At 71.0% G+C, this 25376-nt stretch carries 21 protein-coding genes and 2 tRNA genes; 9 read left to right on the forward strand and 14 right to left on the reverse strand.

What is annotated here, in order from left to right; genetic code table 11:
* The first annotated feature begins 65 nt into the window (after positions 1 to 65).
* Both HUT10_RS37620 and HUT10_RS37625 read left to right on the forward strand, forming a co-directional pair.
* The gene (locus HUT10_RS37620) at positions 66 to 1091 is read left to right on the forward strand and encodes a TIGR01777 family oxidoreductase (RefSeq protein WP_254897209.1); all 1026 of its coding nucleotides are present in this window, start codon (positions 66 to 68) and stop codon (positions 1089 to 1091) included.
* Positions 1088 to 1630 (forward strand): hypothetical protein, encoded by a 543-nt coding sequence (locus HUT10_RS37625; protein WP_176175531.1) that lies wholly within the window; start codon positions 1088 to 1090, stop codon positions 1628 to 1630. Before HUT10_RS37620 ends, HUT10_RS37625 begins: the two co-directional genes overlap by 4 nt.
* On the opposite strand, the gene HUT10_RS37630 is transcribed toward HUT10_RS37625, so the two are convergent.
* Positions 1617 to 2054, reverse strand: a complete 438-nt coding sequence (locus HUT10_RS37630; protein WP_176175532.1) for a VOC family protein — start codon at positions 2052 to 2054, stop codon at positions 1617 to 1619. The two genes, HUT10_RS37625 and HUT10_RS37630, sit on opposite strands and share 14 nt — an antisense overlap.
* A 510-nt stretch (positions 2055 to 2564) precedes the next feature.
* A tRNA-Lys gene (locus tag HUT10_RS37635) sits at positions 2565 to 2637 on the reverse strand.
* 165 nt (positions 2638 to 2802) lie between these two features.
* On the opposite strand from HUT10_RS37635, the gene HUT10_RS37640 reads away from it, so the two are divergent.
* A complete protein-coding gene (locus HUT10_RS37640) occupies positions 2803 to 3990 on the forward strand; it encodes an Ig-like domain-containing protein (protein ID WP_217709674.1) in 1188 nt (395 codons plus the stop codon).
* Here HUT10_RS37640 and proP read toward each other — a convergent pair.
* The 3 genes from proP to orn form a co-directional block, all read right to left on the reverse strand.
* A complete protein-coding gene (gene proP / locus HUT10_RS37645) occupies positions 3987 to 5414 on the reverse strand; it encodes a glycine betaine/L-proline transporter ProP (RefSeq protein ID WP_176175533.1) in 1428 nt (475 codons plus the stop codon). The two genes, HUT10_RS37640 and proP, sit on opposite strands and share 4 nt — an antisense overlap.
* 177 nt (positions 5415 to 5591) lie before the next feature.
* Positions 5592 to 5667: transfer RNA gene (locus tag HUT10_RS37650), tRNA-His, on the reverse strand.
* Between the two features lie 77 nt (positions 5668 to 5744).
* Positions 5745 to 6353 carry an oligoribonuclease gene (orn, locus tag HUT10_RS37655; protein WP_176175534.1) on the reverse strand — a complete coding sequence of 203 codons (609 nt, stop codon included), beginning with the start codon at positions 6351 to 6353 and terminating at the stop codon, positions 5745 to 5747.
* A gap of 102 nt (positions 6354 to 6455) precedes the next feature.
* Here orn and HUT10_RS37660 point away from each other — a divergent pair, with 102 nt between their 5' ends.
* Both HUT10_RS37660 and HUT10_RS37665 read left to right on the forward strand, forming a co-directional pair.
* Positions 6456 to 7991: a helicase HerA-like domain-containing protein gene (locus HUT10_RS37660; RefSeq protein ID WP_176175535.1), complete on the forward strand. Its 1536-nt coding sequence runs from the start codon at positions 6456 to 6458 to the stop codon at positions 7989 to 7991.
* A 66-nt stretch (positions 7992 to 8057) separates the two neighbouring features.
* Positions 8058 to 8435: a DUF3224 domain-containing protein gene (locus tag HUT10_RS37665; RefSeq protein ID WP_176175536.1), complete on the forward strand. Its 378-nt coding sequence runs from the start codon at positions 8058 to 8060 to the stop codon at positions 8433 to 8435.
* A gap of 114 nt (positions 8436 to 8549) precedes the next feature.
* Here HUT10_RS37665 and HUT10_RS37670 read toward each other — a convergent pair whose 3' ends face one another.
* A complete protein-coding gene (locus HUT10_RS37670) occupies positions 8550 to 9572 on the reverse strand; it encodes a S1C family serine protease (RefSeq protein ID WP_176175537.1) in 1023 nt (340 codons plus the stop codon).
* Positions 9573 to 9670: 98 nt separating this feature from the next.
* Positions 9671 to 10993: a M20 family metallopeptidase gene (locus HUT10_RS37675; protein WP_176175538.1), complete on the reverse strand. Its 1323-nt coding sequence runs from the start codon at positions 10991 to 10993 to the stop codon at positions 9671 to 9673.
* A 201-nt stretch (positions 10994 to 11194) separates the two neighbouring features.
* Here HUT10_RS37675 and HUT10_RS37680 point away from each other — a divergent pair, with 201 nt between their 5' ends.
* The 3 genes from HUT10_RS37680 to HUT10_RS37690 all read left to right on the forward strand — a co-directional run bounded on the left by HUT10_RS37680 (position 11195) and on the right by HUT10_RS37690 (position 14879).
* Positions 11195 to 12100: a DNA-3-methyladenine glycosylase gene (locus HUT10_RS37680; protein ID WP_176175539.1), complete on the forward strand. Its 906-nt coding sequence runs from the start codon at positions 11195 to 11197 to the stop codon at positions 12098 to 12100.
* A 367-nt stretch (positions 12101 to 12467) separates the two neighbouring features.
* Positions 12468 to 13253 carry a M50 family metallopeptidase gene (locus HUT10_RS37685; RefSeq protein ID WP_176175540.1) on the forward strand — a complete coding sequence of 262 codons (786 nt, stop codon included), beginning with the start codon at positions 12468 to 12470 and terminating at the stop codon, positions 13251 to 13253.
* 393 nt (positions 13254 to 13646) lie between these two features.
* Positions 13647 to 14879, forward strand: a complete 1233-nt coding sequence (locus tag HUT10_RS37690; protein ID WP_176178236.1) for an aldehyde dehydrogenase family protein — start codon at positions 13647 to 13649, stop codon at positions 14877 to 14879.
* A 5-nt stretch (positions 14880 to 14884) separates the two neighbouring features.
* Here HUT10_RS37690 and HUT10_RS37695 read toward each other — a convergent pair whose 3' ends face one another.
* The gene (locus tag HUT10_RS37695) at positions 14885 to 15136 is read right to left on the reverse strand and encodes a hypothetical protein (RefSeq protein ID WP_176175541.1); all 252 of its coding nucleotides are present in this window, start codon (positions 15134 to 15136) and stop codon (positions 14885 to 14887) included.
* 86 nt (positions 15137 to 15222) lie between these two features.
* On the opposite strand from HUT10_RS37695, the gene HUT10_RS37700 reads away from it, so the two are divergent.
* A complete protein-coding gene (locus tag HUT10_RS37700) occupies positions 15223 to 16314 on the forward strand; it encodes a dihydrofolate reductase family protein (protein ID WP_176175542.1) in 1092 nt (363 codons plus the stop codon).
* Between the two features lie 12 nt (positions 16315 to 16326).
* Here the strand turns inward: HUT10_RS37700 and HUT10_RS37705 are convergent, their stop codons facing one another.
* The 6 genes from HUT10_RS37705 to cobN form a co-directional block, all read right to left on the reverse strand.
* On the reverse strand, positions 16327 to 17529 hold the full coding sequence (locus HUT10_RS37705) for a chitinase (RefSeq protein WP_176175543.1): 1203 nt from the start codon (positions 17527 to 17529) through the stop codon (positions 16327 to 16329).
* Between the two features lie 79 nt (positions 17530 to 17608).
* Entirely contained in the window at positions 17609 to 18736 is a 1128-nt protein-coding gene (locus HUT10_RS37710) for a cell wall metabolism sensor histidine kinase WalK (RefSeq protein WP_176175544.1), read from the reverse strand.
* Positions 18733 to 19389: a response regulator transcription factor gene (locus HUT10_RS37715; RefSeq protein ID WP_176175545.1), complete on the reverse strand. Its 657-nt coding sequence runs from the start codon at positions 19387 to 19389 to the stop codon at positions 18733 to 18735. Before HUT10_RS37715 ends, HUT10_RS37710 begins: the two co-directional genes overlap by 4 nt.
* Positions 19390 to 19424: 35 nt before the next feature.
* On the reverse strand, positions 19425 to 21260 hold the full coding sequence (locus tag HUT10_RS37720; protein WP_176175546.1) for a glycosyltransferase family 39 protein: 1836 nt from the start codon (positions 21258 to 21260) through the stop codon (positions 19425 to 19427).
* Between the two features lie 43 nt (positions 21261 to 21303).
* Complete coding sequence (locus HUT10_RS37725) at positions 21304 to 21729, reverse strand: hypothetical protein (RefSeq protein WP_176175547.1); 426 nt, start codon at positions 21727 to 21729, stop codon at positions 21304 to 21306.
* Positions 21730 to 21793: 64 nt separating this feature from the next.
* Positions 21794 to 25357 carry a cobaltochelatase subunit CobN gene (gene cobN, locus HUT10_RS37730; RefSeq protein WP_176175548.1) on the reverse strand — a complete coding sequence of 1188 codons (3564 nt, stop codon included), beginning with the start codon at positions 25355 to 25357 and terminating at the stop codon, positions 21794 to 21796.
* Positions 25358 to 25376 lie beyond the last annotated feature (19 nt).

Here is a 25376-nt window from a genome sequence, read left to right on the forward strand (position 1 = left end):
CGACCCCGCGATCTTGCTCTTACGCTCTGCCCAGCAATGCATCGTCCGTGCATCGAGGGGTGGTCGTGGGCAGGAGCTCTCGCCGGGGCATCCGGACGGCGGACACCACCCCGGAGGCGTTCCGGCGTTCGATGTCCGCCTATCGGCACGGGCAGCTGGCCGCCGCCACGGTCGCGCACCGCCGGTACCGGCACGACCCGCTGACGGTCGCCGTGACCGGGGCGGGCGGGCTGGTCGGCACGGCGCTGACAGCGTTGCTGACCACCGGCGGGCACCAGGTCGTCCGCCTGGTGCGCCGGGCGGCGGAGGCGCCGGGCGAGCGGACGTGGCAGCCGGAGGAACCTGCCGCCGATCTGCTCGCCGGCGTCGACGCTGTGGTGCACCTGGCCGCCGCCCCGCTCACCGGCCGGAGCCGGGAAGCGGTGCGCGACAGCCGGATCGGGCCGACGCGGGCCCTGGCGGAGCTGGCCGCCCGCACGCCGGGCGGGCCGAAGGTGTTCGTCTCGGCGTCCGCGGTCGCCTACTACGGCCCCGGCCGGGGTGACGAGCTGTTCGACGAGGAAAGTGGGCGGGGACAAGGGTTCCTGGCCGACGTCGTCGCCGGCTGGGAAGCGGCCGCGGCTTCGGAGTTGCGTGTGGTGTTGGTGCGCACGGGCCTGGTGCTGAGCCCACGCGGCGGCCTGCTGCGGGCGCAGTACCCGCTGTTCGCCGCCGGGCTGGGCGGCCCGATGGGGTCGGGGCGGCAGTGGATGCCGTGGATCGGTGTCGACGACCTGGCCGACGTCTACCTGCGGGCCGTGACCGACACTGTCCTCAGTGGACCGGTAAACGCGGCGAGCCCGGAACCGGTGCGCAATGCCGAGTACGCGAGCACGCTCGCGAGCGTGCTCGGCCGGCCGGCGCGGCCCGAGGTCCCGCCGTTCGGCCCGCACCTGCTGCTGGGGGAGGACGGCCGGAGCGAACTGGCGATCGCCGACCAGCACGTGGCGCCGCGACGGCTGCTCGAACTGGGACACGAGTTCCGCCACCCCCGCCTGCCCGACGCGCTCGGCCACCTGCTCGGCGCCGTCACGGTCGGTGAGCCGGCGTGAAGCGCTGGACGGCGGGCAAGCGCCTGCGGCAGCTGCTGGTGTTCGTGCACGTGGTGGTGTCGGTCGGCTGGATGGGCGCCGGCGCGGCCAACGTCGTGCTGGCGATGACGGCCCACTACACGGACCGGCCGGACGTGCGGGGCGTGTGCTACCTGATGGTCGACCGCATCGACGTGTTCGTGGTGATCCCGGCGGCGTTCACCAGCCTCGTCGGCGGTGTGGTGCTGTGCGTGGTCACGAAGTGGGGGATCGCGCGGCACTGGTGGGTGCTGGTGAAACTGGTGCTGACGGTGGCGGTGATCCTGTACAGCACGTACGGCTTGGGTGTCTGGGTGGAGGAGAGCATGGCCGCGGGAGGCCGCCCAAGCCCGGTAAGCGGACGGCTGGCTTACGGTGCGGCGGTGAACCTGGTGGCGTTCTTGTTCATGACGTGGGTATCGATAGCCAAGCCGTGGGGCCGGACACCGTGGCACCGGCCGGTCCCTGCCCGCGCCCGCCTCCGCCGGGACCCGGTTGCCGCGTCGGTCAGTTCTTCTTAAGTTCCTGGGCCAGCATGACGATGATGCCGCTGGGGCCCCGGACGTAGGTGAGTTTGTAGATGTCTTCGTAGGTGGCAACGCCCCGAAGCGGGTGACACCCGTGTTTTGCGGCTGTTTCGAGGGCTGCATCGATGTCATCGACGGAGAAGGCGACTCGGTGCATGCCGATTTCGTTGGGACGAGTGGGGTTCGATTCGATCGCTTGGGGGTGGATGTACTCGAACAGCTCCAGGCGGCCTTGGCCGTCCGGGGTCTGGAGCATGGCGATCTTGGCGTGGTTGCCGTCGAGGTCGACGGCCGTGTCAGCCCAATCGCCGCTGATCGTGTCGCGGCCGAGCAGCGTCAGGCCGAGGTCAGTGAAGAAGGCTATTGCTGCTTCGATGTCTCGGACCGCGATGCCGACGTTCTCGAGTTTGATGGTCATGGTGCCTGTCTTGGGTCTTGATCTGCGGTACCTGGGTGGCCTCCACCGGCCCGAACGCCGGATTGTTCAACGGGTGGGAGGTTGTGTCAAGGCGGGAAAGCGTGCCTTGACACAACCTCCCACCCGCTGAAGCGGCTGCGTATCGGGTCGGCGGGGGGTGTGGTTGGTGGGGCGATGCTGTCGCTGCGCGGCAGTGCGCAGCCGGTCCGGCGCTGCGGCGTCGGGCATGATCAGTCACGCCTTGGCGAGCATCTCGCCACAGACCCGACCGGCAGCCCGGCGAGCAAGGACCGATGAGCTCCGATGCACTCGCCACCCCGAGACTGGCGTTGTCCAACGCGGAGCTCAGGCCCGCGGTCATGACAGGACATTGTGGACCGCGGGCGCGGCTCGGAAAGCTTGTCGGTAACAGAATCGGCCGGTCCTGCATGCCGATTGGCTGGGTGGCAACCCGGCTCCAGATAGCACAAAACCCCAGGCCGAAGAGATCTTCAGCCTGGGGAGTGAGTGTGCGCCATCAGGGACTCGAACCCCGAACCCGCTGGTTAAGAGCCAGCTGCTCTGCCAATTGAGCTAATGGCGCCGGTGTCTGCCGGAGGCTTCCCTCGGCGACATGGAAAAGATTAGCACCCCTCTCCGAGGCCGTTTCAGGGGGGTCCCCCAAGCCGGTTCCGGCATTGCTGCCCCGGCGTTGCGGCTGGTCGGGCACACTGTAGTCGGACATCGACGGCGAAACGGGCGGGTGCGCATGCGGGGTGTGACGGGGCGGCTGCTGGTGGTCGCCGGGGTGGTCGGGCTCTTCTTGGCCGGGTGCAGCAGTACCCCTTCGGGTGAACCTCCTCGGGAGACGGCGCCGCCGTCCAGTGAGAGCAAGCCTGCGCCGAAGCCCGCTGTGCTCGCGCTCACTCCCGCCAAGGATGCCAAGGACGTCGCGCCCGGGGAGCCCGTGAGCGTCACCGTCACGGACGGGAAGGTCGGGGACGTCAAGCTCGCCGGTGCCGATGGCAAGGTCGTCGGCGGGAAGGTGCGGGCCGATGGCTCCGGGTGGGACTCCGCCGAGCCGCTCGGCTACAACAAGACCTACCGGCTGACCGCGACCGCCACCGGGTCGGACGGCAAGCCGGTCACCGCGGAGTCGACGTTCAGCACCGTCAAGCCCGCGCGGCAGCTCGGCGTCTCGGTGAACCTCGTCGAAGGCGAGACCGTCGGGGTCGGGATGCCGCTGATCTTCACCTTCACCGGCAACGTCGCCGACAAGACCGCCGCCGAGAAGGCGCTGAAGGTCACCGCGGAGCCGGCCACCGAGGGCGCCTTCCGCTGGTCCGGCGACAAGCAGGTCACCTGGCGGCCGAAGGATTACTGGAAGAGCGGCACGAAGATCAAGGTCGACGCCGCCGTCTACGGGAAGCCGCTCGGCAACGGCAGCTACGGCCGGGAAGACAAGGGGGCCAGCGTCACCGTCGGTGACAAGCTTGTCGCCGTCGCCGACGGGCAGACCCACCAGATGACCGTCACGATCAACGACAAGGAGGTCAAGACCATGCCGACCTCCATGGGCAAGCCCGGCCACAACACGCCGCAGGGCACCTACACCGTGATGAGCGAGCACACCGGCTACACGATGAACTCCGCCACCTACGGCGTGCCCGAGGACGCCCCGGGCGGCTACAGCACCTTCGTCCAGTACGCGGTCCGCCTGTCCTGGAGCGGCATCTTCTTCCACTCCGCGCCGTGGTCGGTGCGGCAGCAGGGGCACAGCAACGTCAGTCACGGCTGCCTCAACCTGTCCACCGAGAACACGAAGTGGCTGATGGACACGGCCAAGAAGGGCGACCTCGTCACAGTGCAGAACAGCGGCGGCCCGAAGCTCGAGCCGACCGACGGCTGGAGCGTCTGGCAGCTGTCCTGGGACGAGTGGCGGACGGCGGCGAACTAGCCCGAGTCGCGCACCAGCTCCCGGGCTTCGGCCTCGGTCGACACCGCGGGCCCCGAGCCCCAGAGCGGCTTGTTCGCCGTTTCGCGGCTGAAGTACACCGCGACGGCGCCGATCGCGCCCGCCGCCATCATGTACCAGGCCGGCCAGAAGTCGTGGGCGGTGGCGGAGATCAGCGACTGCATCACCAGCGGGGTGGTGCCGCCGAAGAGCGACACCGAGATGTTGAACGCGATGGACAGCGCGCCGTACCGGATCGCCGTCGGGAACAGCGCGGGCAGCGCCGCGGGCATCGACACCTCGAAGCAGAGCAGGAGCAGGCCGAGCCCCATCAGCCCGAGGAAGGTCAGGACGAGCCCGCCGTCGTGCACCAGCAGCATCAGCGGCCACGACAGCACGAGGAACCCGAGGCAGCCGGCCATCATCACGGGCTTGCGGCCGACGTGGTCGGTGATCCGCCCGCCGACCAGGATGATCAGCATCATCACCACCATGACGACGATGATCAGCAGCAGGCCGTGCGTGGCGTCGAGGTGCAGCTGCTCGGACAGGTACGTCGGCATGTACGACAGCAGCATGTAGTCGGTGACGTTGAACACCAGCACCAGGCCGACGCAGATGAGCAGCGCGGGCCAGTACTCGGTGAACATCTTCCAGAACGGCTCCCCGGAGCGTCCCCGCTTCTCGGCTTCCTCCGCGTGCTTCTGGAAGGCGGGCGTCTCCTCCAGCTTGAGCCGCATGTAGAGCCCGATGATGCCGAGCGGCCCCGCGACCAGGAACGGGACCCGCCACCCCCAGTCGAGCAACGTCTCGTGCGGCACCCAGGCCTTCATCCCGGTTACGACGGACGCGCCCAGCACGTACCCGGAGAGCGTCCCGAACTCCAGCCAGGAGCCCATGAAGCCGCGCCGCTTGTCGGGCGAGTACTCGGCGATGAAGGTGGTGGCGCCCCCGTACTCGCCGCCGGTGGAGAAGCCCTGCACCATCCGGGCGAGCACGAGGAGGATCGGCGACCAGACACCGATCGAGCTGTACGACGGGATCAGCCCGATGCACAGCGTGCCGATGGCCATCATGATCATGGTGACGGCGAGCACCTTCTGCCGCCCGATCCGGTCCCCGAGCGGCCCGAAGACCAGGCCACCCAGCGGCCGCATCAGAAAGGCGGCGGTGAAGGCGCCGAACGTCCCGATCAGCCGAACCCCGGGGGACACGCTGGCCGGGAAGAACACCTCGGCAATGGTGTCGGCGATGTAGGCGTACACGCCGAAGTCGAACCACTCCATGGCATTGCCGAGCGCGGCGGCCCCCACCGCCCGCTTGAGCAACGACTGGTCGACGACGGTGATGTCCTCGTACCGCAGCTTCTTCTTACGACCCCGGACCTTCGGTGCTGAACGTGCCACCAGAACACCGTGCACCGGCATTCGGCGGCTCGCACGCTGAGCCATCCGGTCGTGAGGGTTGCCACCTACGGCCGAGGTGACCACGCGTGATGGGGGTCCGGGGGCTCGCCCCCGGCGGGGTGTGGGGGTTCGACCCCCACAAAAAGGCGAAACCCCAGCCTGCGGGAAGGGGCGCAAGCCCCGACCAGACTGGGGTGATGGGGTGAGCGACGGGTTTCGAACCCGCGACCTCCTGGACCACAACCAGGTGCTCTACCAGCTGAGCTACGCCCACCATCGCCGAGGGGATCCGCGTGCGATCACCTCGCTTGCAGTAATCGTAGCGGGTGCCCTCGACCGCTTTTCAGGGGGTCACCTCTGGTGGTGTTCCTGCACTTCAGCGGCAGCGGCCTTGGCTTCGTCGCTGGTCGGGCCGGGCTGGGGGACGAAGGCGACGCGCCGGTAGTAGTCGAGTTCGCCGATGGATTCGCGGATGTCGGCGAGCGCGCGGTGGGCGAGCCCCTTCTCGGGCTTGGCGTAGTAGATGCGCGGGTACCAGCGGCGGACGAGTTCCTTGACGGAGGAGACGTCGACCATGCGGTAGTGCAGGTGGGCGTCGAGGGCGGGCATGTCACGGGCGATGAAGCCGCGGTCGGTGGCGATGGAGTTGCCGGCGAGGGGCGCGGTGCCCGGTTCGGGGACGTGCTCGCGGATGTAGTCGAGGACGCGGCGTTCGGCTTCTTCGAGCGTCACCGTGGAGCGGCGGACTTCTTCGGTGAGTCCCGAGTGGGCGTGCATCTCGCGGACGACGTCCGGCATCCCGGCGAGTTTTTCCTCGTCGGCGTGGATGACGATGTCGACTCCTTCGCCGAGCACGTTCAGCTCCGCGTCGGTGACGAGGGCGGCGATTTCGATCAACGCTTCCTTGCCGAGGTCGAGCCCCGTCATCTCGCAGTCGATCCAGACTAGGCGGTCGGTCACCTGGTGACCCTAACCCGACACGGGGATGCGAAGGGCGTTACCTGCGCGTACGGCGCGTTACGCTCCCGGTGTGGTCCAGGACACACGATCGGGGAGCTGAGAGTGACCGAGCAGGGGTCGCCGGCGAGTGAGATCGCCGCTGGTTATGCGAGTGAAGGTGCCGCGCTGGAGCTGGGTGCGGTGGTGATCGACGGGCAGGCGGACGCGGCGGCGGCCGTGCGCCTGCCGTTGGCGACGCTGAACCGACACGGCCTGGTCGCCGGCGCGACCGGGACGGGCAAGACGAAGACGTTGCAGCTGATCTCCGAGCAGCTGTCGGCGGCCGGGGTGCCGGTGGTGCTCGCCGACGTCAAGGGCGACCTGTCCGGGCTGGCTGCGGCCGGCGAGGCGAACGACAAGGTCACCAAGCGTGCGCAGGAGCTCGGCGACGACTGGGCGGGCACGGCGTTCCCGGTGCAGTTCCTCTCGCTGGGCACCGGCGGGAAGGGGTCGCCGATCCGGGCGACGATCACCAGCTTCGGGCCGGTGCTGCTCTCGAAGGTGCTGGGGCTGAACGAGACGCAGGAGTCGACGCTCGGGCTGATCTTCCACTGGGCCGACCAGCGCGGCCTGGCTCTGCTGGACACGAAGGACCTCCGGTCGGTGATCACGCACCTGACCAGCGACGAGGGCAAGGAGGACCTCAAGGGCATCGGCGGTGTCTCGGCGGCGACGGCCGGGGTGATCCTGCGCGCGCTGTCCAATCTGGAGGCCCAGGGCGGCGAGGACTTCTTCGGCGAGCCCGAGCTGGACGTGCACGACCTCATGCGGCAAGCCGGCGAGCTGGGCGTCGTCACGCTCCTGGAACTGGACAACCTGCAGGCCAAGCCGGCGTTGTTCTCGACGTTCCTGATGTGGCTGCTGGCCGAGCTGTTCGAGGAGCTGCCCGAAGAGGGCGACCTCGACAAGCCCAAGCTCGTCTTCTTCTTCGACGAGGCCCACCTGCTCTTCTCGGACGCGTCGAAGGCGTTCCTCGAGCGCATCGAGCAGACCGTCAAGCTGATCCGGTCGAAGGGTGTCGGCGTGTTCTTCTGCACGCAGCTGCCCACGGACATCCCGAACGCCGTGCTTTCGCAGCTCGGCGCGCGGATCCAGCACGCGCTGCGGGCGTTCACCCCGGACGACCAGGCGGCGCTGGCCAAGACGGTGAAGACCTACCCGAAGACGAAGTTCTACGAGCTCGACACGGCGTTGACGTCGCTGGGCATCGGCGAGGCCGTGGTCACGGTGCTGTCGGAGCGGGGTGCGCCGACGCCGGTGGCGTGGACGCGGCTGCGGGCGCCGCGGTCGAAGATGGGCTCGATCGGGGACGAGGCCGTCGCCGCCGCGGTGTCCTCGTCGGACCTGCACGCGAAGTACGCCGAGACGATCGACCGGGAGTCGGCCTACGAGAAGCTGGCCGCGAAAGTCGCCGCTGCGCCTGCTCCGTCGCCGTCGGCCTCGCCGGAGGCCGCTCCCGAGCCGCCGCCCGCGAAGGAGGAGCCGGGGTTCATCGAGTCCGCCATGAAGAACCCGGCCGTGAAGTCGTTCATGCGGTCGGCGGCGAGCGCGCTGGGCCGGGAGATCACGCGTGGGCTGTTCGGCAACCGGCGGCGGTGACAAAACCTGACGCAAGCTGTCAGGTATGGCTGGCAGGCTGGCGCCACCTTCGAAAGGAAACCAGTCATGACCAGCACTGCCACCGCGTCGTTCGTCGTCGACACCTGGGAACCGCAGGCGACCGACGAGGCCGCGGGCACCGAATTCGCCCGGGTGGCGATCGCCAAGACGTTCACCGGCGCGGTCGAGGGGACCAGCACCGTCGAGCTGCTCTCGGCGTCCAATGCGACTTCGCGCGCGTACGTCGCCTTCGAGCGCCTCGCGGTCTCGGTCGACGGCCGCAAGGGCGGCTTCGTCCTGCACCACACGGCCGACGACTCCGGCCTGACGTTGAAGATCCTCGCCGGCTCGGGCTTCGGCGAACTCGCCGGGATCACCGGGACGGCGAACATCGGGATCGATGAGGCGAAGAACCACCACTTCACCCTCAGCTACACGCTCTGAGCAGCGTGAAGGCCGTTTCGAGAGCCCCCGATTGACTCTCGAAACGGCCTTCACGTGTTCTCCCGCTCCCCGAAGCGGGGGGACGGGCCGCCCCGACCACGGCCCGTCCGCGTCCTAGTTGTTCACGATCTGGTCGACGATCTTCTTGGCGTCGTTGATCGGGATGGCGAACCCGATCCCGACGCTGCCCGCTGCGCCGTTGGCCGAGGCCGAGGGGCTGTACAGCGCCGAGTTGATGCCGATCACATTGCCCTGGGAGTCGACCAGCGCGCCGCCGGAGTTGCCCTGGTTGATCGCCGCGTCGGTCTGGATCGCGGTGTAGCTGGGCGAGTCCTCGCTCTGGTTCGACGTGCGGCTGAACGGCGAACGCTGCTGCTGCTCGCCCTGCCCGATGTCGGACAGGTTCCGGTTCAGCGCGCTGACGATGCCGGTGGTGACGGTGTTCTGCAGGCCCCCCGGCGAGCCGATGGCGACCACCGACTGGCCGACGACGAGCTTGCTGGAGTCGCCGAGGCTCGCCGCGGTCAGGCCGCTGGCGTTCTTCGCCTGGACCACCGCGATGTCGGCCTTGGTGTCCGCGCCGACCACGCTGGCCTGGTACTTCTTGCCGTCGGAGGTCGTGATGACGACGTTCTGGGCGCCGTTGACGACGTGGGCGTTGGTCAGGATCCGGCCGTCCGAGGTGAGGATGACGCCGGAGCCGATGGCCTCGCCCTGGTCGGTCGTGACGTTGATCTGGACGACGCTTGGCGTCACTTTCGCCGCGACGGCGCTGACGTCGCCGGAGGTCGGGTTCGCGACCGTCTGCCCGTTGGCCGCCGGCGTGCTGACCGAGGTCGTCGCGCCGTCCGCCGAGGTCGTCGTGAGCCCGACGATCGCCGCGCCGCCGACGCCGCCGACCAGCGCGGCACCGAGCGCGGTCGCGCTGACGAGCATCGCGACGCGGCCGCCCTTGCGCGGCTTGGCCTTCAGCGCCGTCGGCGCCTGACCACCCGGAGGCTGCGGGGTGAAGAGCGGGTTCGGCGCCGCCTGCTGCTGGTAGGCGTACTGCGCGTACGGCCCGTACTGCTGGGTGCTCTGGTGCGGCTGGTGCCCACCGGGTGAGGCGGGGCCGGGCCGACTCTCGTTCTCGGTCATGGAACAAGGTTCGCGCCCGCGCTTGTGAACAACCTGTGGAAACACCTCAGGCTTTGCTGAGAAGAATCAGCTGAGAAAACTCAGGAAATCCTCAGCTGTCAAACGAAGAACGACGGGACGTCGAGGGCACCTCCCGCCGCTTCGAACTCCTCGTGGACCGCCTGCCGCAGCTCGGCGTCGCCCAGGTAGTCGGCGGCGGTGAGCGCCAGGCCGAGTGCGCCGTCGCGGACTCCCGCGTCGCCCGTCTCCGAACCGGCCGCGGCTGCGAATTCCTTGGTGTGCAACGCCACCGTGGGACCGGAGATGGCCAGCATGGGGTGCAGCGACGGGACGCGGTAGGAGATGTTGCCGAGGTCGGTCGAGCCGGTGAGCGACTCCGGCACGATCCCCGGCGGGAGCGGCTTGCGGCCGGTGATCACCTGGTTGGCCGACCAGCGCCCGGCGAGCGCGGTGTTGAACCGGATCGGCAGGTAGGCCGGCTGTGCGTCCCAGATCAGTTCGACGCCGCAGCCGGTCATCGCCGCGGCGCCTTCGGCGATCGACGTCATGCGGGCGGCGAGGTCGCGCAGCGTTTCCGGGGATTGCGACCGGAGGTAGAACAGCAGCGCGGCGCGGGCCGGGATCACGTTGGGCCGGGCGCCGCCGTCGGTGAACACGCCGTGGACGCGGTCGCTCTGCGGGAGCTGCTGGCGGAGCGCCGAGACGCCTTGGTACGCAGCCACGGCGGCGTCGAGCGCGTTGCGGCCCATGAACGGCTGGGCGCTCGCATGCGCGCCGACGCCGTGGAAGACCATCTCCAGCTGGCGCCGCCCGAGGAACGGGTGCAGCGCGATGTCGTGGCTGAACGGGTGCAGCATGATCACCGCGTCGACGTCGTCGAACACCCCGGCGCGCGCGAGGATTTCCTTGCCGCCGCCGCCTTCCTCGGCCGGGGTGCCGATCAGGCTGACCCGGCCGCCGAGCCGCTCGGCGACGGTGGCGGCGCCGAGGAAACCGCCCGCGGCGGTGGTGCAGATGACGTTGTGGCCGCAGGCGTGGCCGAGCCCGGGCAGTGCGTCGTACTCGGCGAGGACGGCGATGTGCGGGCCCTCCTGCGGTGGCGTGCTGACGCGCAGTGCGGTGTCGAGCCCGCCGAGGCCGATCGTGGCTTCGTGGCCGTGGCGCTGCAGGAGGTCGGCCAGTGCGCGGACCGAGCGGTGCTCGGCGAACCCTTCCTCGGGGTGGGCGTGCAGATCTTGGCTCAACGCGACCAGGTCGGGCGAGCTGCGCTCGACCGCGGCGGTCACTTCGGCGCGCGTCACCTCGTCCGCGCCGGTGTGCGGCGAGGACAGCGGTTCGGCGGCCGCGACGGCGTCGGCGGTGGCCTCGACCAGGGAGCGAAGGTAGCTGTCGTCGGGCGGGACGGGTTGGGCGTTGGTCATGGGGCGATGCTAACCGGGACCTCCGACAGTTTGCGGTGCTCGGCGGCTCCTGTTCGGCTTTTGTCTACTGTGGACTGTTTCGGGGTGCTCCGCCGCGGCCACTCGATCGAGTGAACAAATCCGTGCTCAGGCGTTCGACGCCCGGAATTGTCGGTGCCCCTCCCTAACGTCGCAGCCAAGGTTCCGATCCGAGGAGGACAGATGACGACGATGGCCCGCCCGAGCGGCGAGATCACGGTGCCCGGCGAGTTCGACCTGGCCGCGGCGGCCCGCTTCCTGACCGGCTTCGCCCCTGCGGGGCAGCCGGACTCCGAGCCGGGAGCGCTGCGGGTGGCGTTCGCGCTCGACGGCGAATGGACGCCGGTGGGAGCGGTGCTGCGGCAGAGATCGCCGGGCGAGATCACGGTCGAGGTCCACGGCCCGCCGGAGCACACCGAAGCCGTGGTGGCGCAGGTGCGGCGGATGTGCTCGCTGGACGTGGACGGCACGGCGTTCCCGGAAGCGGGCGGGCGTGATCCGGTGGTCTCACTGCTGCAGGGGATGCACCCCGGCCTGCGCCCGGTCCTGTTCGCCTCCCCGTACGAGGCGGCGTGCTGGGCGGTGCTGAGCCACCGGATCTGGATGACGCAGGCGGTCCGGCTGCGTCGTCGCTTGACCGAGCGCTACGGCACCGAGGTGCAGGTGGGCGGCAGCAGGCTGTGGACGTTCCCGGCACCGGCCGTGCTGGCGAAGGCGGAGTACCAACCGGGGCTGCCGGGCCCGAAGCTGCCCCGCTTGCGCGCGATCGCCGAGGCGGCGGCCGAGGGAGCGCTGGACGCGGCGGCGTTGCGCGCGATGCCGGCCGAGGAGGCGCTGGCGCAGCTGCAGTTGCTGCCGGGAGTCGGCCGGTTCAGCGCGGAGCTGATCCTGATCCGCGGAGCCGGCCACCCGGACGTCTTCCCCCGAGCGGAGACGCGTCTCCACGAGATCATGCGGGAGGCGTACCACCTCCCGGACGCGGGAGTCGCGGAGCTGGCGGAGATCGCGGAGGCGTGGAAGCCGTTCCGGAGCTGGGTGGCGTTCTTGTTCCGGGTGGAGGGCGAGGCGCGGATGCGGGAGTCGCGATGACCTGATCCCACGAGCGCCGGCGGCACTCGGCGCTGGTTCGCGGCGGTGGAAGTCCCGAGGCCGGTTGGTCTTTGCCGGAAAGGAGAACAGCCACCCTGGAGCTGAGTGACGCTCCTGTTCCCGGGCGAGGACGAGTCGCCACGACTTGCTTTCGCGAGCTCCGGTGGCGGTGCCTCCTCGCGGCCACAAGCCGTGGGCGGCACCCGGCGCCGGAAGGGGTCCCCGTCGGTCGAAGTCCCGAAGTCGGCCGGCTCGCGCCGGTCGTCCAGACGAAAGGAGAACAGTCACGACCCAATACCGGAAGCCGCGAAGCGGCGAGCATTGGGGACTCACAGTAGCCAGATGTCGCCTGTGGTGAGGTGTCCGGGTGAGCTCGCCCGTTCATCCCGCGCTCGGCGGCCCGGCCGGTGACGCGCTGTCAGCGTTCCGTGCGGCCGCCGCCACCGACAGTTCGACGGCCGGTTTGCTGCTCGAGCAGGCCCAGACACCCGCGGTGATCACCCTGGTCGCCGGCGGCGTGGCGCTGCTGGTGGTCCTGGTCGGCGGCACGCCGTGGCGGCGGGCGCGCAACGTCGTGACGATGGTGCACGAGGCCGGTCACGCGCTGGCGGCGGTGCTGGTCGGGCGGCGTCTGCAGGGCATCAAGCTGCACTCGGACACCTCGGGCGTCACCGTCTCGCGTGGCAAACCCGAGGGCCCGGGCATGGCGTTCACCGCGATGGCCGGGTACCTGGCGCCGTCGGTGCTCGGGCTGCTGTTCGCGAGCTTGCTGGGTGCGGACCTGGTGGGGACGGTGCTGGTCCTGATCGCGCTGCTGCTGCTCGGCGTGCTGGTGATGGTGCGCAACGCGTACGGCGTGTTCACGGTGGTCGCCAGCGCGGCGGTGCTCGCACTGATCGCGTTCGTCGCGCCGGTCGAGCTGCAGGCGCCGTTCAGCTACCTGGTGACGTGGTTCCTCCTGTTCGGAGGGGTCCGTCCGGTGGCGGAGCTCCAGACCAAGCGCCGCCGAGGCCAGGCCCGCGACTCCGACGCGGATCAGCTCGGCCGCTTGACGGCGGTCCCGCCGGTGCTGTGGGTCCTGGTCTTCGCGGTGGCCACGATCAGCTGCCTGATCGCCGGCGCGCTCTGGCTCCTGGAGCCGGTGGCCAAGTAGCCCATCGGCCCGCGCGCGGACGACCGCGCGGACGACCGCTCGGACCTCGTCGATCGGCCACGATCGAGCCATCCCGAGCTCGTCACGCGCGGCGATCGCGTTCGCCTCGGCGACGGCTTCCACCCGGCCCTGGCCTGGCTCCGGCCGACCCGCTCGGGCCCGCTCCAGCCAGGCTCGGCGCTGCCCGGGCTCTCCTCGCCTGGGCCGGGCCCTGCTCCGCCTTCGGGTCGCGCGTCGCTTTGGTCTGGCCGGGCCCCGCCTCGCCCCGGTCTGGCCTGACCTGGCCCGGTTCGGGTGGGCGGCCGGCACCTGCCGTGACCCGCGGTGGAGCCCGTGGCCGGTGACCGGCGTGCATGCGGCAAACTGGTGGTCCGCGTGGAGGGAGACGAAACGATGGACGAGGTCGCCAAGGCCGTTGAAGAGTGCGCACGGGCGGCGAAGCTGGCCGCGCCGTCGCTGGCTGCCGCGAGTGCCGAAGCCATCGATTCAGCCCTCACCGGGATGGCCGAACGGCTCCTCTCACACCGCGAGGAAATCCTCGAGGCCAACCAGGCCGACGTCGAGCGCGCCAAGGCCGACGGGATGAGCGCCGGTCTGCTGGACCGGCTCACCATCACTCCGGAGCGGCTCACCGGCATGGCCGAACAGCTGCGGCTGCTCGCCGGCGCGCCGCACCAGGAACGGTCCGTCGACGTCTCCACCCTGGATGGCGGGCTGCGGCTCGTCGAACGGCGGCGGCCGGTCGGTGTCATCGGGGCCAACTACGAGGCGCGGCCGAACGTCACCGTCGACGTGGCCTCGCAGCTGGTCAAGTCGCGCAACGCCGGCGTTCTGCGCACCGGCTCGGCCGCGCTCGGGTCGGCGCAGCGGCTGCGTGAGGTCGTCATCGCGCCCGCGCTGTCCGAGGCCGGCATCGATGCCGACTGCGTTCAGCTCGTTCCGCGGGTCGAGCGGGAGGCCGCGTCCGCGCTCGTGCGGCTGCCCGACCTCGTCCCCCTCGTCATCCTGCGGGGCAGCGGGGACAGCACCCGCGCCCTCGCCACCGAAGCCGCCGTGCACGGGGTGCGGACCCTCGCCCACGCCGATGGCGGGGGCGTCCTCTACGTCGACCGCGGGGCCGATGTCACCAAGGCCCGCGACCTCGTCTACGCCAGCCTCGACCGGCTGGGCGTCTGCAACCGGCTGAACCTGCTGCTCATTCACGAAGACATCCACGACGACGTCTGGCCCGCGCTCTCCGACGCCCTCGCCGAACGCGGAGTCACGCCGTCGCTGGCGCCGCACGAGCACCCCATCGGGTACGAGTGGGCGCTGGACTCCGACCGCGAGGCGACCGTCACCGTCGCCAAGGTCGGGTCGCTCTCCGATGCCGTCGAGATCGCGAACGAGCGCACCTCCGGCCTGGCCGCCGGCATCACCACCGAAGACCAGTCGGCCGCCGACGCCTTCTTCGACGGCTACACCGGCACCGGCGTCTTCTGGAACGCCCCGACCCGGCTCCTCGACGGCTTCAAGCTGCTCGCCGTCCCGGAAACCGGCATCAACCTCGACAAGGTCCCCGGCCCGCGCGGGCCGGTCACCTACACCGACCTCTACGTGCGCCAGTACGCCGTCCTGCCGGCCTGAACCGCTCAGCGGGCCGGCGGGACGCCGGCGAGCTTGCGGAGCTCCTTGACCGTCTCCGCGGCGTTGGTCACCAGCTCGGTCGGCTCGCCGGCGTCGCCGGAATACCGGTAGATCGCCGTCGGGCCGTCGCTGATCGCGATCGCCGCGACCAGGCGGCCTTCGGGGTCGCGGGTGAGCCCGGTCGTCACCGACACCTCCCGGCCGACGGTGTCGACCGTGGTGAGCGTCCGCTCCTTGTACCAGCCTCGCGTGGTCATGTTCCGCAGCTCCGGGGGATGGGCACGACAGGGGGATACGTCTAGGACGCGGGGACCGCCCCCGGCGTTACGGCATACTGGGCCGGGTGATCTCCCGGCCGCACGTCCTGCTCTCCGCCGCGCAGTCGCTCGACGGCTACCTCGACGACACCTCGCCCGAGCGGCTCGTGCTGTCCACAGAGGACGATTTCGCGGTCGTCGACAGGTTGCGGGCCGAGGCCGACGCGATCTTCGTCGGAGCCGGGACGGTCCGGGCCGACAACCCGCGGCTGCTCGTCCGGTCTCCCGAGCTGCGGCAACGGCGGCTGGAGCGGGGGAAGCCCGAACAGCCCGTCAAGGTCACCGTGACCACCCGCGGTCTCGACCCGGACGCGCAGTTCTTCACCGTCGGCGACACCGAAAAGATCGTCTACGCCCCGCCCGGCGCGGCGGACGCGCTCAAGTCCGTCGCCACCGTCGTGGACGCCGGGGACCCGCCGGACTTCGGGCGGATCCTCGACGACCTCGGCGCGCGCGGCATCGAGCGCCTGCTGGTCGAGGGCGGCGGCGGGATCCACACGCGCTTCCTCACCGAAGGTCTCGCCGACGAACTGCGGCTGGCGATCGCGCAGTTCTTCGTCGGGCAGCCGGACGCGCCGCGGTTCGTCGGGCCCGGCCTGTACCCGCGGCCGCTCGTGCTGACCGCCGCGAACGCGCTGCAGGGAATGGCGATCCTCGAATACCGCGCCGCCGCCGAACCGACCGGCCGGGATGTCCAGCGCCTCAAGCAGGCCATCGCACTCGCCGCCGAGTGCCCGCCCAGCCACACCTTCCGGGTCGGCGCGGTCATCACCGACGCCGACGGCGAGGTCGTCGCCACCGGGCACTCCGGCGAAGGCGAGCCGAACAACCACGCCGAAGAGGCCGCGCTGGCCAAATGCGCCGGTGACCCGCGCCTGGCCGGCGCGACCGTGTACAGCTCGCTGGAACCGTGCAGCCACCGCAGTTCCCACCCGCGCAGCTGCACCCAGCTCATCCTCGACGCCGGGATCCCGCGTGTGGTGTTCGCCTGGCGCGAGCCGCCGGTCTTCGTCGACGCCCGGGGTACCGAGCTGCTGCGGCAGGCCGGGCGGCACGTCGTCGAGGTGCCCGCGCTGACCCCGGAGGTCCAGCGCGAGAACACCCACCTCGACTTCTGAGACGGCGGGGAGCTAGCAGGCGCCGTTGTCCTGCCAGACGCCCCATTCGCCGGTCGTGCCCGGCTCTTCGCCCTGCGTCCACCACTTGGCCGTCCACTTGTGGCTGTTGTGGGAGACGACGTTGTCCTTGACGTAGACCTTCGTCCGGTCCCACTCCGCCGCGGTGCACGAGCCGCCGCCCGGCGTGGTCGGGGTCGTCACCGGCGGCGTCGTCTGCGGCGGTGTCGCACCGGCGAACCGGACGCTGAACTTCGTGAAGTCCCAGTCGTTCTGCGGGACGTTGCTGCAGACGCCGTTGTCCGTCGTGCCGACGCAGGCGCGGTCGCGGTTGACCGACCAGAACGTGAAGCGGCCGAGGCCGTGGCTGGTCGCGTAGTCGTACACCGTCTGGAAGTCCGAGGTGTAGAACATCTCCGCCGCGTCGGACTTGCCGTTCATGCCGGAGAAACCTTCGTGCGCGTACGCCGTCGCGCTGTCCCAGCCCAGGTGCGACATCAGCAGGCCGTGCAGCGCTTCCAGCGCCGACACCTGCGACGAGCCGCCGTTGAACCCGCCGTCGAACGGCATGATCGAGAAGTTGTTCGGCGAGAAGCCGATCGACTTCGCCTGGTCGAGCAGCTGTGTGCCGAACCAGCCGGTGCCGGCCGCGGTGCCCGGCATGGTCACCGACACGAACAGGCCGGGGTTGTTGGCCTGCAACGTCTTCGCGGCACCCAGCTCGTTCGCGATCGCGGCGGTGTTCTCGTACTCGGGTTCTTCGAGGTCGAAGTCGATCGCCTTGAGCGAGTACTTCGTGATGACCTGCTGGTAGGCGGCGGCCGTCGCGGCCACCGTTCCGCAGGTCTGGCCGAGTTTCGTGCCGCCGTAGCCGCCGACGGACACCGAGACGTCGCCGCCCGCGCCGCGGATCCGCGAAATCACGTTCGCGACCGCGGTGTCGGAGGAGACCGCCGACGTGCCGTCCCAGGTCGGGCTGCAGCCGCCGCCGTTCGGCGCGAGGATGAACGCCAGCTGGAACGCCTTGAGCCCGGTCGCGTTCATCACGGTGACCGGGTCGGGCGGGTTGTTGCTCTGGGGCATCAGGTACGGCGCCGCGGCGTACCAGTTGTTGCTCAACGCCGCGGTGGCCGACGGTGCGCCGAGCACGAGGCTGACGGCGGTGGCGGCGAAAGTGGCGGCGGCGAGCCCGACGGCGGCCAGTCTGCTCCTGCGCATGAGCTGTCCTCCCGGTGGGGATCGAGGTGGACAGATCATTGGACTAGACCAATGCCGAAGTCAAGGCGCGAAAGTCGGTTCAGGGGGTCCCGCGGGCGAAAAGCGCCGGAATATCCGAAATTCGTCCGCGAGACAGGTCAGCCGGCAGTGACACGACCACCACCAGGCCGCCTTCCGCGCGGGCGGTCGCGGTCACGTCGCCGTCGTGCGCGTGCGCCACCGACCGCACGATCGACAACCCGAGCCCGGTCCCCTCCGCCGCCACCCGGGCCCGGCGGTGGAACGGGTCGAACAGCGCCGGCACCTCCTCCGGCGGGATCACCGGCCCGCTGTTGGCCACCTCCAGCTCCACCCGACCCGGCACCGACCGGGTCGTCACGCGCACCCAGCCGCCGGGCACGTTGTGGCGGAGCGCGTTCTCCACCAGGTTGCCTGCCAGCCGTTCCAGCAGGACCGCGTCGCCGCTCGTCACTGCTTCGGCCAGGGACCGCTCGACCTCCGGCGGCGCCACCTGCGCGGCCACCGCCGCCAGGTCCACCGGGCTCCGCGACGTCAGCGCGCTCTCCGACTTCGCCAGCAGGAGCAACCCGCTGATCAGCTTCTCGTTCCTCGCGTTGATCTGCAGCAGCTTGCCGCCGAGCTCCCGGACGTCGGTGCCGCGGCGCATCGCCACCTCGACCAGCGACCGGTTGAGCGTCAGGGGCGTGCGCAGCTCGTGCGACGCGTTGGCGACGAACCGGCGCTGGGCGTCGAACGACCGGTCGAGCCGCTCGACCATCACGTCGAACGCGTCCGCGAGGTCCTTCACCTCGTCGTCGGGCCCGCGCAGGGCGATCCGCGCGTGCCCGCCCGGGTCGGCGGCCGCGGCGATGCGGCGGGCGGTCTCGGTGACCTGGCGCAACGGGGCGAGGGCCCGTCCCGCCACCAGCCACCCGAGACCGGCCGCCAGCACCGCGACCGCGCCGAGTGCGATCGCTCCCTGGGTCAGCAGCGACGTCGCCGCCGCCGCGCGCAGCTGCCGGGCTTGCTCGTCGAGCGCGTCCAGGGACGGCAGCGGCGGTGCCCCGGGCGGCGGATCGCCGGTGAGCACCGCTACCCGCTGCCCGACCTGCCGGGTGAACAGCAGGTAGGTCACGCCCAGCAGGGCCACGCCGGCCAGCAGGAACAGGCCGCCGTAGAGCACGGTCAGCCGCAGCCGGAGGTTCACCGGAGCCGGTAGCCCACGCCGGTGACCGTCTCCACCAGCGGTGGCTCGCCGAGCTTGCGGCGCAGCTTGAGCACGGTGAGCCGGATCGCGCCGGTGAACGGGTCCGCGTGCTCGTCCCACACCTTCTCCAGGAGGTGTTCGGCGGAGACGGCGGCGCCGTCCGCGCGCAGCAGCTCGGCGAGCACGGCGAACTCCTTCTTGGCCAGCGGGAGGAGGCGGCCGTCGCGGAACGCCTCGTGCCGCGCGGGGTCGAGCGTGACGCCGGAGCGGCGCAGCACCGGCGGCGCGGCCGGACGGCAGCGACGGCCCAGCGACTGGATGCGCGCGGCCAGCTCGGGGAACGCGAACGGCTTCGTCAGGTAGTCGTCCGCGCCGAGCGAGAGCCCGGCGACGCGGTCGGTGACCGCCACGGCCGCGGTGAGCATCAGCACCCGCGTCGCCGCGTCGGACGCGACGACCTGGCGGCAGACGTCGTCGCCGTGCACGACCGGCAGGTCCCGGTCGAGCACGACGACGTCGTAGTCGTGCACTGCGATCCGCTCGAGCGCCGCGCCGCCGTCGTGGGCGATGTCGACCGCGTGGGCGTCCTCGCGCAGCCACTCCGCGATCGCGTCCGCGAGCATCGGCTCGTCCTCCACCACCAGCACCCGCATGCCCCGATGATCGCCGCGCCGGTGTTTCCTCACCGTTAGCGGCACCGGTAGAGCGTGTCCGCGCCGCCACCGCCGTAGGCCGCGGGGTCGACGGTCGTGCAGTGTCCCTCGATCCAGCGCTGCCGTCCGGCCTGGGCCGGGCTGGGTGGCGGTCCCGGCCGGGATCCGGCGTTGCTCAGCACGAACCGCAGCTTGCCCTCGGCGAGCCAGCGGTCGAGCTGCGCCACCGACGGCGCATCGTCCCGCCCGCCGAAGCCGCCCATGCCGATCACGGTCGCGTCCGAGTCGATCAGGTACGGCGCCACCGCGCCGGCCTCGGCGTTCACGGCCAGGGTGATCTCGGTGCCGTTGCGGCGGGCGTAGTCGAGGATGCGGCGTTGCTCGGCGGACAGCGTGGTGGCGCCGTCCCCGCCGGCGAGAATCAGCTTCGGCCCTGGTCCCGCTCCCGGCCCCGGCCTCGGCCCGCTGGGCGCCGGCGGCGGCAGGGCGCCCGGTCCGGCGGCGGGCCCGGCGGCGGGCAGCGTCCCGGCCGACGTGCTCTGCGCGGCGGCGTACGACCACACGGCGGGCGTGAGCAGCAGCGGCACCAGCGCGGCGACGAGTGCCCGTCGCTCCGGCCCCACGACCAGCCACGCGATCGCGCCGACGGCGGTGCCGATGACGGCCCAGCGCGTCCAGCCGTGGAAGGACGTGTCGCGTGAGGTCAGGACGAACGCCCAGACCGCGGTCAGCGCGATGACCAGCGGGAGCAGGGTGCGCCGGTACCGCCGCCACAGCAGCGCGAGCCCGGCGGCGGCGACCGCGGCGACGGCGGGCGCCAGCGCCGTCGTGTAGTACGGGTGCCAGATGCCGCCGGCGAAGCTGAAGACCGCGGTGGTCACGAGCAGCCAGCCGCCCCAGAGCAGCCAGCCGGCGTCGCGCCACCGGCGGCCGAGCACGGCCAGCACGACCAGGCACAGGGGCAGCAGCCAGGAGATCTGGCCGCCGACGACGTCGTTGAACATCCGGCCCGGGCCGGGGTCGCCGCCGAAGGAGCTCATGGTCTGCTGCCCGTCGCGCATGATCATCACGCCGCCGCCCTCGCCGTTTCCGGAGAGGCGGCCGAAGCCGTTGTAGCCGAAGACGAGGTCCCACGCGGAGCCGTCGTCGCTGCCGCCCATGTACGGCTTGGCGCCGGGCCACCAGTCGTGCAGCGCGATCCACCAGAACGAGGAGACGACGAGCACGAGCCCGGCGCCGAGGACGTCGAGCAGCCGTCGCCCGAGCGGCCCGGTGGTGCCGGCGAGGTAGGCGGCGACCAGGGCCGGGACGATGATCCACGCCTGCAGCATCTTGGTCAGGAAGCCGCAGCCGACGAAGAAGGCACACCACCACAGCCATTTCCGGCCGTCCCGCAGCGCGCGGGTGAGCGCGTACGCGGCGGCGACGAGGAAGAGGACGAGCAGGGTGTCGGGGTTGTTGTCGCGGTTGATGATCACGGTGACGGGCGTCAGCGCGAGGATCACCGCGGCGAGGAGAGCGACGTTCTCGCCCGCCCAGAGCCGGACGGTGCGGTGCAGCAGGAACACCGCCGCGACGCCTTCGAGAACCTGCGGCAGCAGCAGCGCCCAGCCGTGGTAGCCGAAGACCAGCACGGAAAGCGCTTGCGGCCACAACGCGAACGGCGGTTTGTCGACGGTGACGACGCCGTAGGGGTCGAAGGAGCCGAAGAGGAAGTTGGTGAAGCTCTCCGTCATCGACCGGACGGCGGCGGCGTAGTAGGTGTTCCCGACCTGGCCGTCGCCGATCTTCCAGGCGTAGAGGACGGCGGAGCCGAGGCAGACGAGCGGAAGCGCCCAAGGGCGGGTTCGCGGGGGAGCGGCGGTGATCATGACCGCCACCCAACCCCGATCCGCGTTTCCCGGGCGTTTCCCCTCAGCTGTTGTCGTTCAGGAAGTCGTAGTCCTTGCACTCGCCGGAGTGGTACCGGTCGGCTTCCTTCCAGTACCGGCAGAACTTGAAGCCGACGCGGGTCTCGGGGAGGTTGTAGACGCCGCCGTCGGCCGCGCTCCTGGTCACGCAGTTGCCGTTGCCGCCGACGTGCATCCAGTACAGCTGGGTGCCCGTGTCCGGCGTGCCCTTGTAGACGTAGATGGCCACCCCGCGGCCATCGGCGTCGGTGTCGCAGATGTGGACGCGGTCGCCTTCCTCGGTGAAGACGCCTTCGCCGCTCCAGCCCGTCACGTCGCCGAACGCGTCGCCGGTGTGCATGTGCTTCGTGTGCTCGGCGGCGGAGGCGGGCGCCGCGAGGGTCAGCACGGAAAGCAGTGCCGCGGCGGCCACGCCGAGAACCTTCTTCAAGTCTTCGTCCTTCCTCGGTGGGGAAGGCGAAGCGTAGCCACCGCGGCCTGCAATCCGCTTGCAGTCACTCCGACTCGAGGTCGCCTTCCAGCGACAGGTACACCTCGCGCATCTTCTCCAGCAGCTCCGGATCCGGCTCGGCCCACAGCCCGCGGTCCGCCGCCTCGTTCAGCCGCTCGACGATCCCGCGCAACGCCCACGGGTTCGCCTGGCGCAGGAACTCCTGGTTCACCTCGTCCAGCACGTACGACTCGGTCAGCTTCTCGTACATCCAGTCGCCGACCACTCCGGCCGTGGCGTCGAAGCCGAACAGGTAGTCCACTGTGGCCGCCAGCTCGAACGCGCCCTTGTAGCCGTGCCGGCGCATCGCCGCCAGCCAGCGCGGGTTGACGACCCGCGCCCGGAACACGCGGGCCGTCTCCTCGCCCAGCGTGCGCGTGCGGACCGCGTCCGGGGACGTGCTGTCACCCACGTAGGACGCCGGGGCCGAGCCGGTCAGGGCGCGCACCGTCGCGATCATCCCGCCGTGGTACTGGAAGTAGTCGTCGGAGTCCGCGATGTCGTGCTCGCGCGTGTCCGTGTTCTTCGCCGCCACCACGATGCGCTTGTACGAGTTTTCCATGTCCTCGCGCGCCGGGCGGCCGTCGAGGTCGCGGCCGTACGCGAAGCCGCCCCACACCGCGTACACCTCGGCGAGGTCCTTGTCGTCGCGCCAGTTGCCGCTGTCCATCAGGGGCAGCAGGCCCGCGCCGTACGCGCCCGGCTTCGACCCGAAGATCCGCGTCGTCGCGCGGCGGTCGTCTCCGTGGGTGGCCAGATCGGCGGCCACGTGCGCGCGCACGTAGTTCTCGTCGAGGGGTTCGGCCAACCCGGCCACCAGCCGCACCGCGTCGTCCATGAGCGTGATCACGTGCGGGAAGGCGTCGCGGAAGAACCCGCTGATCCGGATCGTGACGTCGATCCGGGGGCGGCCGAGCTCCGCGAGCGGGATGGCCTCGATGCCGGTGACGCGCCGGGAAGCTTCGTCCCACACCGGCTGGACACCCAGCAGCGCCAGGACTTCCGCCGCGTCGTCGCCCGAGGTCCGCATCGCCGACGTGCCCCACACCGACAGCCCGACCGAGCGCGGCCAGTCGCCGGTGTCCTCGCGGTAGCGCTTCAGCAGCGAGTCGGCGAGGGCCTGCCCGGTCTCCCAGGCGAGCCGGCTCGGGATCGCCTTCGGGTCGACCGTGTAGAAGTTCCGCCCGGTCGGCAGCACGTTGATGAGCCCGCGCAGCGGTGACCCGCTCGGCCCGGCCGGGATGTACCCGCCGTCCAGCGCGTGCAGCACCGAGTCCAGCTCGGCGGTCGTCCCCGCGAGCCGGGGCACGATTTCCTCGGCCGCGAAGGAAAGCACCTTCGCGACCTGCGCGTCCGGCGCCACCGAAGCGACGGCGGTCGGGTCCCAGCCGCGCATCTCCATCGTCCGGACGAGCTCGCGGGCTGTCTTCTCCACCGCGTCCACTTCGGACATCGGCGCGTCTTCCTTGAGTCCCAGCGCCGAGCGCAGGCCCGGCACCGCGCCCTGCTTGCCGCCCCACATCTGGGACGCGCGCAGCATCGCCAGCACCAGGTTGACGCGGGCCTCGCCGGTCGGCGCGGCCCCGAGGACGTGCAGCCCGTCGCGGATCTGCGCGTCCTTGACCTCGCACAGCCAGCCGTCGATGTGCAGCAGGAAGTCGTCGAACTCCGCGTCGTGCGGGCGTTCCTCCACACCGAGGTCGTGGTCCAGCTTCGCGGCCTGGATCAGCGTCCAGATCTGCTGGCGCACGGCGGGCAGCTTCGCCGGGTCCATCGCCGCGATGTTCGCGTGCTCGTCGAGCAGCTGCTCCAGCCGCGCCATGTCGCCGTAGGACTCCGCGCGCGCCATCGGCGGGATCAAGTGGTCGACGATCGTCGCGTGCGCCCGCCGCTTGGCCTGCGCGCCCTCGCCGGGGTCGTTGATCAGGAACGGGTAGACCAGCGGCAGGTTCCCGAGCACGGCGTCCGGCGCGCAGGACGCCGAGAGCCCCGCGGTCTTGCCCGGCAGCCATTCGAGCGACCCGTGCTTGCCCAGGTGGACGACGGCGTGCGCGCCGAACTCCTCCTCCAGCCACCGGTACGCGGCCAGGTAGTGGTGGCTCGGCGGCAGGTCCGGGTTGTGGTAGATCGCGACGGGGTTCTCGCCGAACCCGCGCGGCGGCTGGATCATGATGATCACGTTGCCGCTCTGCAGCGACGCCAGCACGATGTCGCCGTTGTCGACGTACAGCTCGCCCGGCGCCGGCCCCCAGTGCTCCTCGACGCCTTCACGCAGTTCGGCGGGCAATCCGGAGAACCACTCGCGGTACCGCGCGGCCGGGACGCGGATCGGGTTCCCGGCCAGCTGCTCCTCGGTCAGCCACTCCGGGTCCTGGCCGCCGGCGGCGATCAGGGCGTGGATCAGCGCGTCGCCGTCGGGCTGGTCGGTGCCGGTCGGGTCGACGCCGGGGAAGGCGTCCGGCCCCAGGTCGTAGCCCACCGCGCGCATCCGCCGCAGCAGCTCGATGGCCGACGCGGGCGTGTCCAGCCCGACCGCATTGCCGACGCGAGAGTGCTTCGTCGGGTACGCGGACAGCATCAGCGCGATACGGCGTTCCGCGGGCGGGGTGTGCCGCAGCCGGGCGTGCGCCAGCGCGATCTTCGCCACCCGGGACGCGCGTTCGGCGTCCGGTACGTACCGGGGGAGACCGTCCTCGTCGAGCTCCTTGAACGAGAACGGCACCGTGATCAGCCGCCCGTCGAACTCCGGCACGGCCATCTGGTTCCCGGCGTCGAGCGGTGAGAGGCCGTCGTCGTTGGCCGCCCACGTCTCGCGGTCGCTGGTCAGGCAGAGCGCCTGCAGGATCGGGACGTCGAGCGCGGCCATCTCGGCGACGTCCCACGCCTCGTCGTCCCCGCCCGCACCCACCTCGGACGGCCGCGTGCCGCCGGCGGCGAGGACGGTGACCAGCAAGGCGTCGACCTGGCCCAGCTCGGCCATCATCTCCGGCTCGCGCGTACGCAGCGAAGCACAGTAGATCGGCAGCGCGCGGCCGCCGGCGGCTTCGATCTCGTCGGCGAGGGCGTGCACGAACGCGGTGTTCCCGGACAGGTGGTGCGCGCGGTAGTAGAGGATGCCGATGACCGGGCCGTCGCTCTTCGCGGGGCGCTCGAGGACGCCCCAGGCGGGCTGCTCGGCGGGCGGCTCGAAGCCGTCACCGGTCAGCAGCAGCGTGTCGGAGAGGAACCGGTGCAGCTGGGTGAGGTTGGCCGGGCCGCCCTGCGCGAGGTAGGCGTGGGCCTCGGCGGCGATCCCGGCCGGCACGGTGGAGAGCTTCATCAGCTCGGCGTCCGGCGTCTGCTCCCCGCCCAGGACGACGACGTGCGCCCCCGACGCCCGCAGCGTGTCCAGGCCGTCCTGCCAGCTGCGCGGCGTGCCGAGGATCCGGACGACCACGATCCGCACGTCTTCGAGCAGGCCCGGCAGCTCGGTGACATCGATGCGCGACGGGTTCGCCAGGCGGAATTCCGCGTCGGCCGAACGGGCGCTGAGCAGATCGGTGTCCGAAGTGGACAGAAGCAGGATCACGAGGTTCCTCCTCGGGGTC

The sequence above is a fragment of the Amycolatopsis sp. Hca4 genome (assembly GCF_013364075.1).
Taxonomy (GTDB): Bacteria; Actinomycetota; Actinomycetes; order Mycobacteriales; family Pseudonocardiaceae; genus Amycolatopsis.

What these genes read in the sequence shown, in the direction of transcription:
- HUT10_RS37630 (WP_176175532.1), bottom strand. Translation starts at nt 2,054, where the DNA reads ATGACCATCAAACTCGAGAACGTCGGCATCGCGGTCCGAGACATCGAA.
- HUT10_RS37640 (WP_217709674.1), top strand. Translation starts at nt 2,803, where the DNA reads ATGCGGGGTGTGACGGGGCGGCTGCTGGTGGTCGCCGGGGTGGTCGGG.
- proP (WP_176175533.1), bottom strand. Translation starts at nt 5,414, where the DNA reads ATGCCGGTGCACGGTGTTCTGGTGGCACGTTCAGCACCGAAGGTCCGG.
- HUT10_RS37665 (WP_176175536.1), top strand. Translation starts at nt 8,058, where the DNA reads ATGACCAGCACTGCCACCGCGTCGTTCGTCGTCGACACCTGGGAACCG.
- HUT10_RS37670 (WP_176175537.1), bottom strand. Translation starts at nt 9,572, where the DNA reads ATGACCGAGAACGAGAGTCGGCCCGGCCCCGCCTCACCCGGTGGGCAC.
- HUT10_RS37675 (WP_176175538.1), bottom strand. Translation starts at nt 10,993, where the DNA reads ATGACCAACGCCCAACCCGTCCCGCCCGACGACAGCTACCTTCGCTCC.
- HUT10_RS37680 (WP_176175539.1), top strand. Translation starts at nt 11,195, where the DNA reads ATGACGACGATGGCCCGCCCGAGCGGCGAGATCACGGTGCCCGGCGAG.
- HUT10_RS37690 (WP_176178236.1), top strand. Translation starts at nt 13,647, where the DNA reads ATGGACGAGGTCGCCAAGGCCGTTGAAGAGTGCGCACGGGCGGCGAAG.
- HUT10_RS37695 (WP_176175541.1), bottom strand. Translation starts at nt 15,136, where the DNA reads ATGACCACGCGAGGCTGGTACAAGGAGCGGACGCTCACCACGGTCGAC.
- HUT10_RS37705 (WP_176175543.1), bottom strand. Translation starts at nt 17,529, where the DNA reads ATGCGCAGGAGCAGACTGGCCGCCGTCGGGCTCGCCGCCGCCACTTTC.
- HUT10_RS37715 (WP_176175545.1), bottom strand. Translation starts at nt 19,389, where the DNA reads ATGCGGGTGCTGGTGGTGGAGGACGAGCCGATGCTCGCGGACGCGATC.
- HUT10_RS37720 (WP_176175546.1), bottom strand. Translation starts at nt 21,260, where the DNA reads ATGATCACCGCCGCTCCCCCGCGAACCCGCCCTTGGGCGCTTCCGCTC.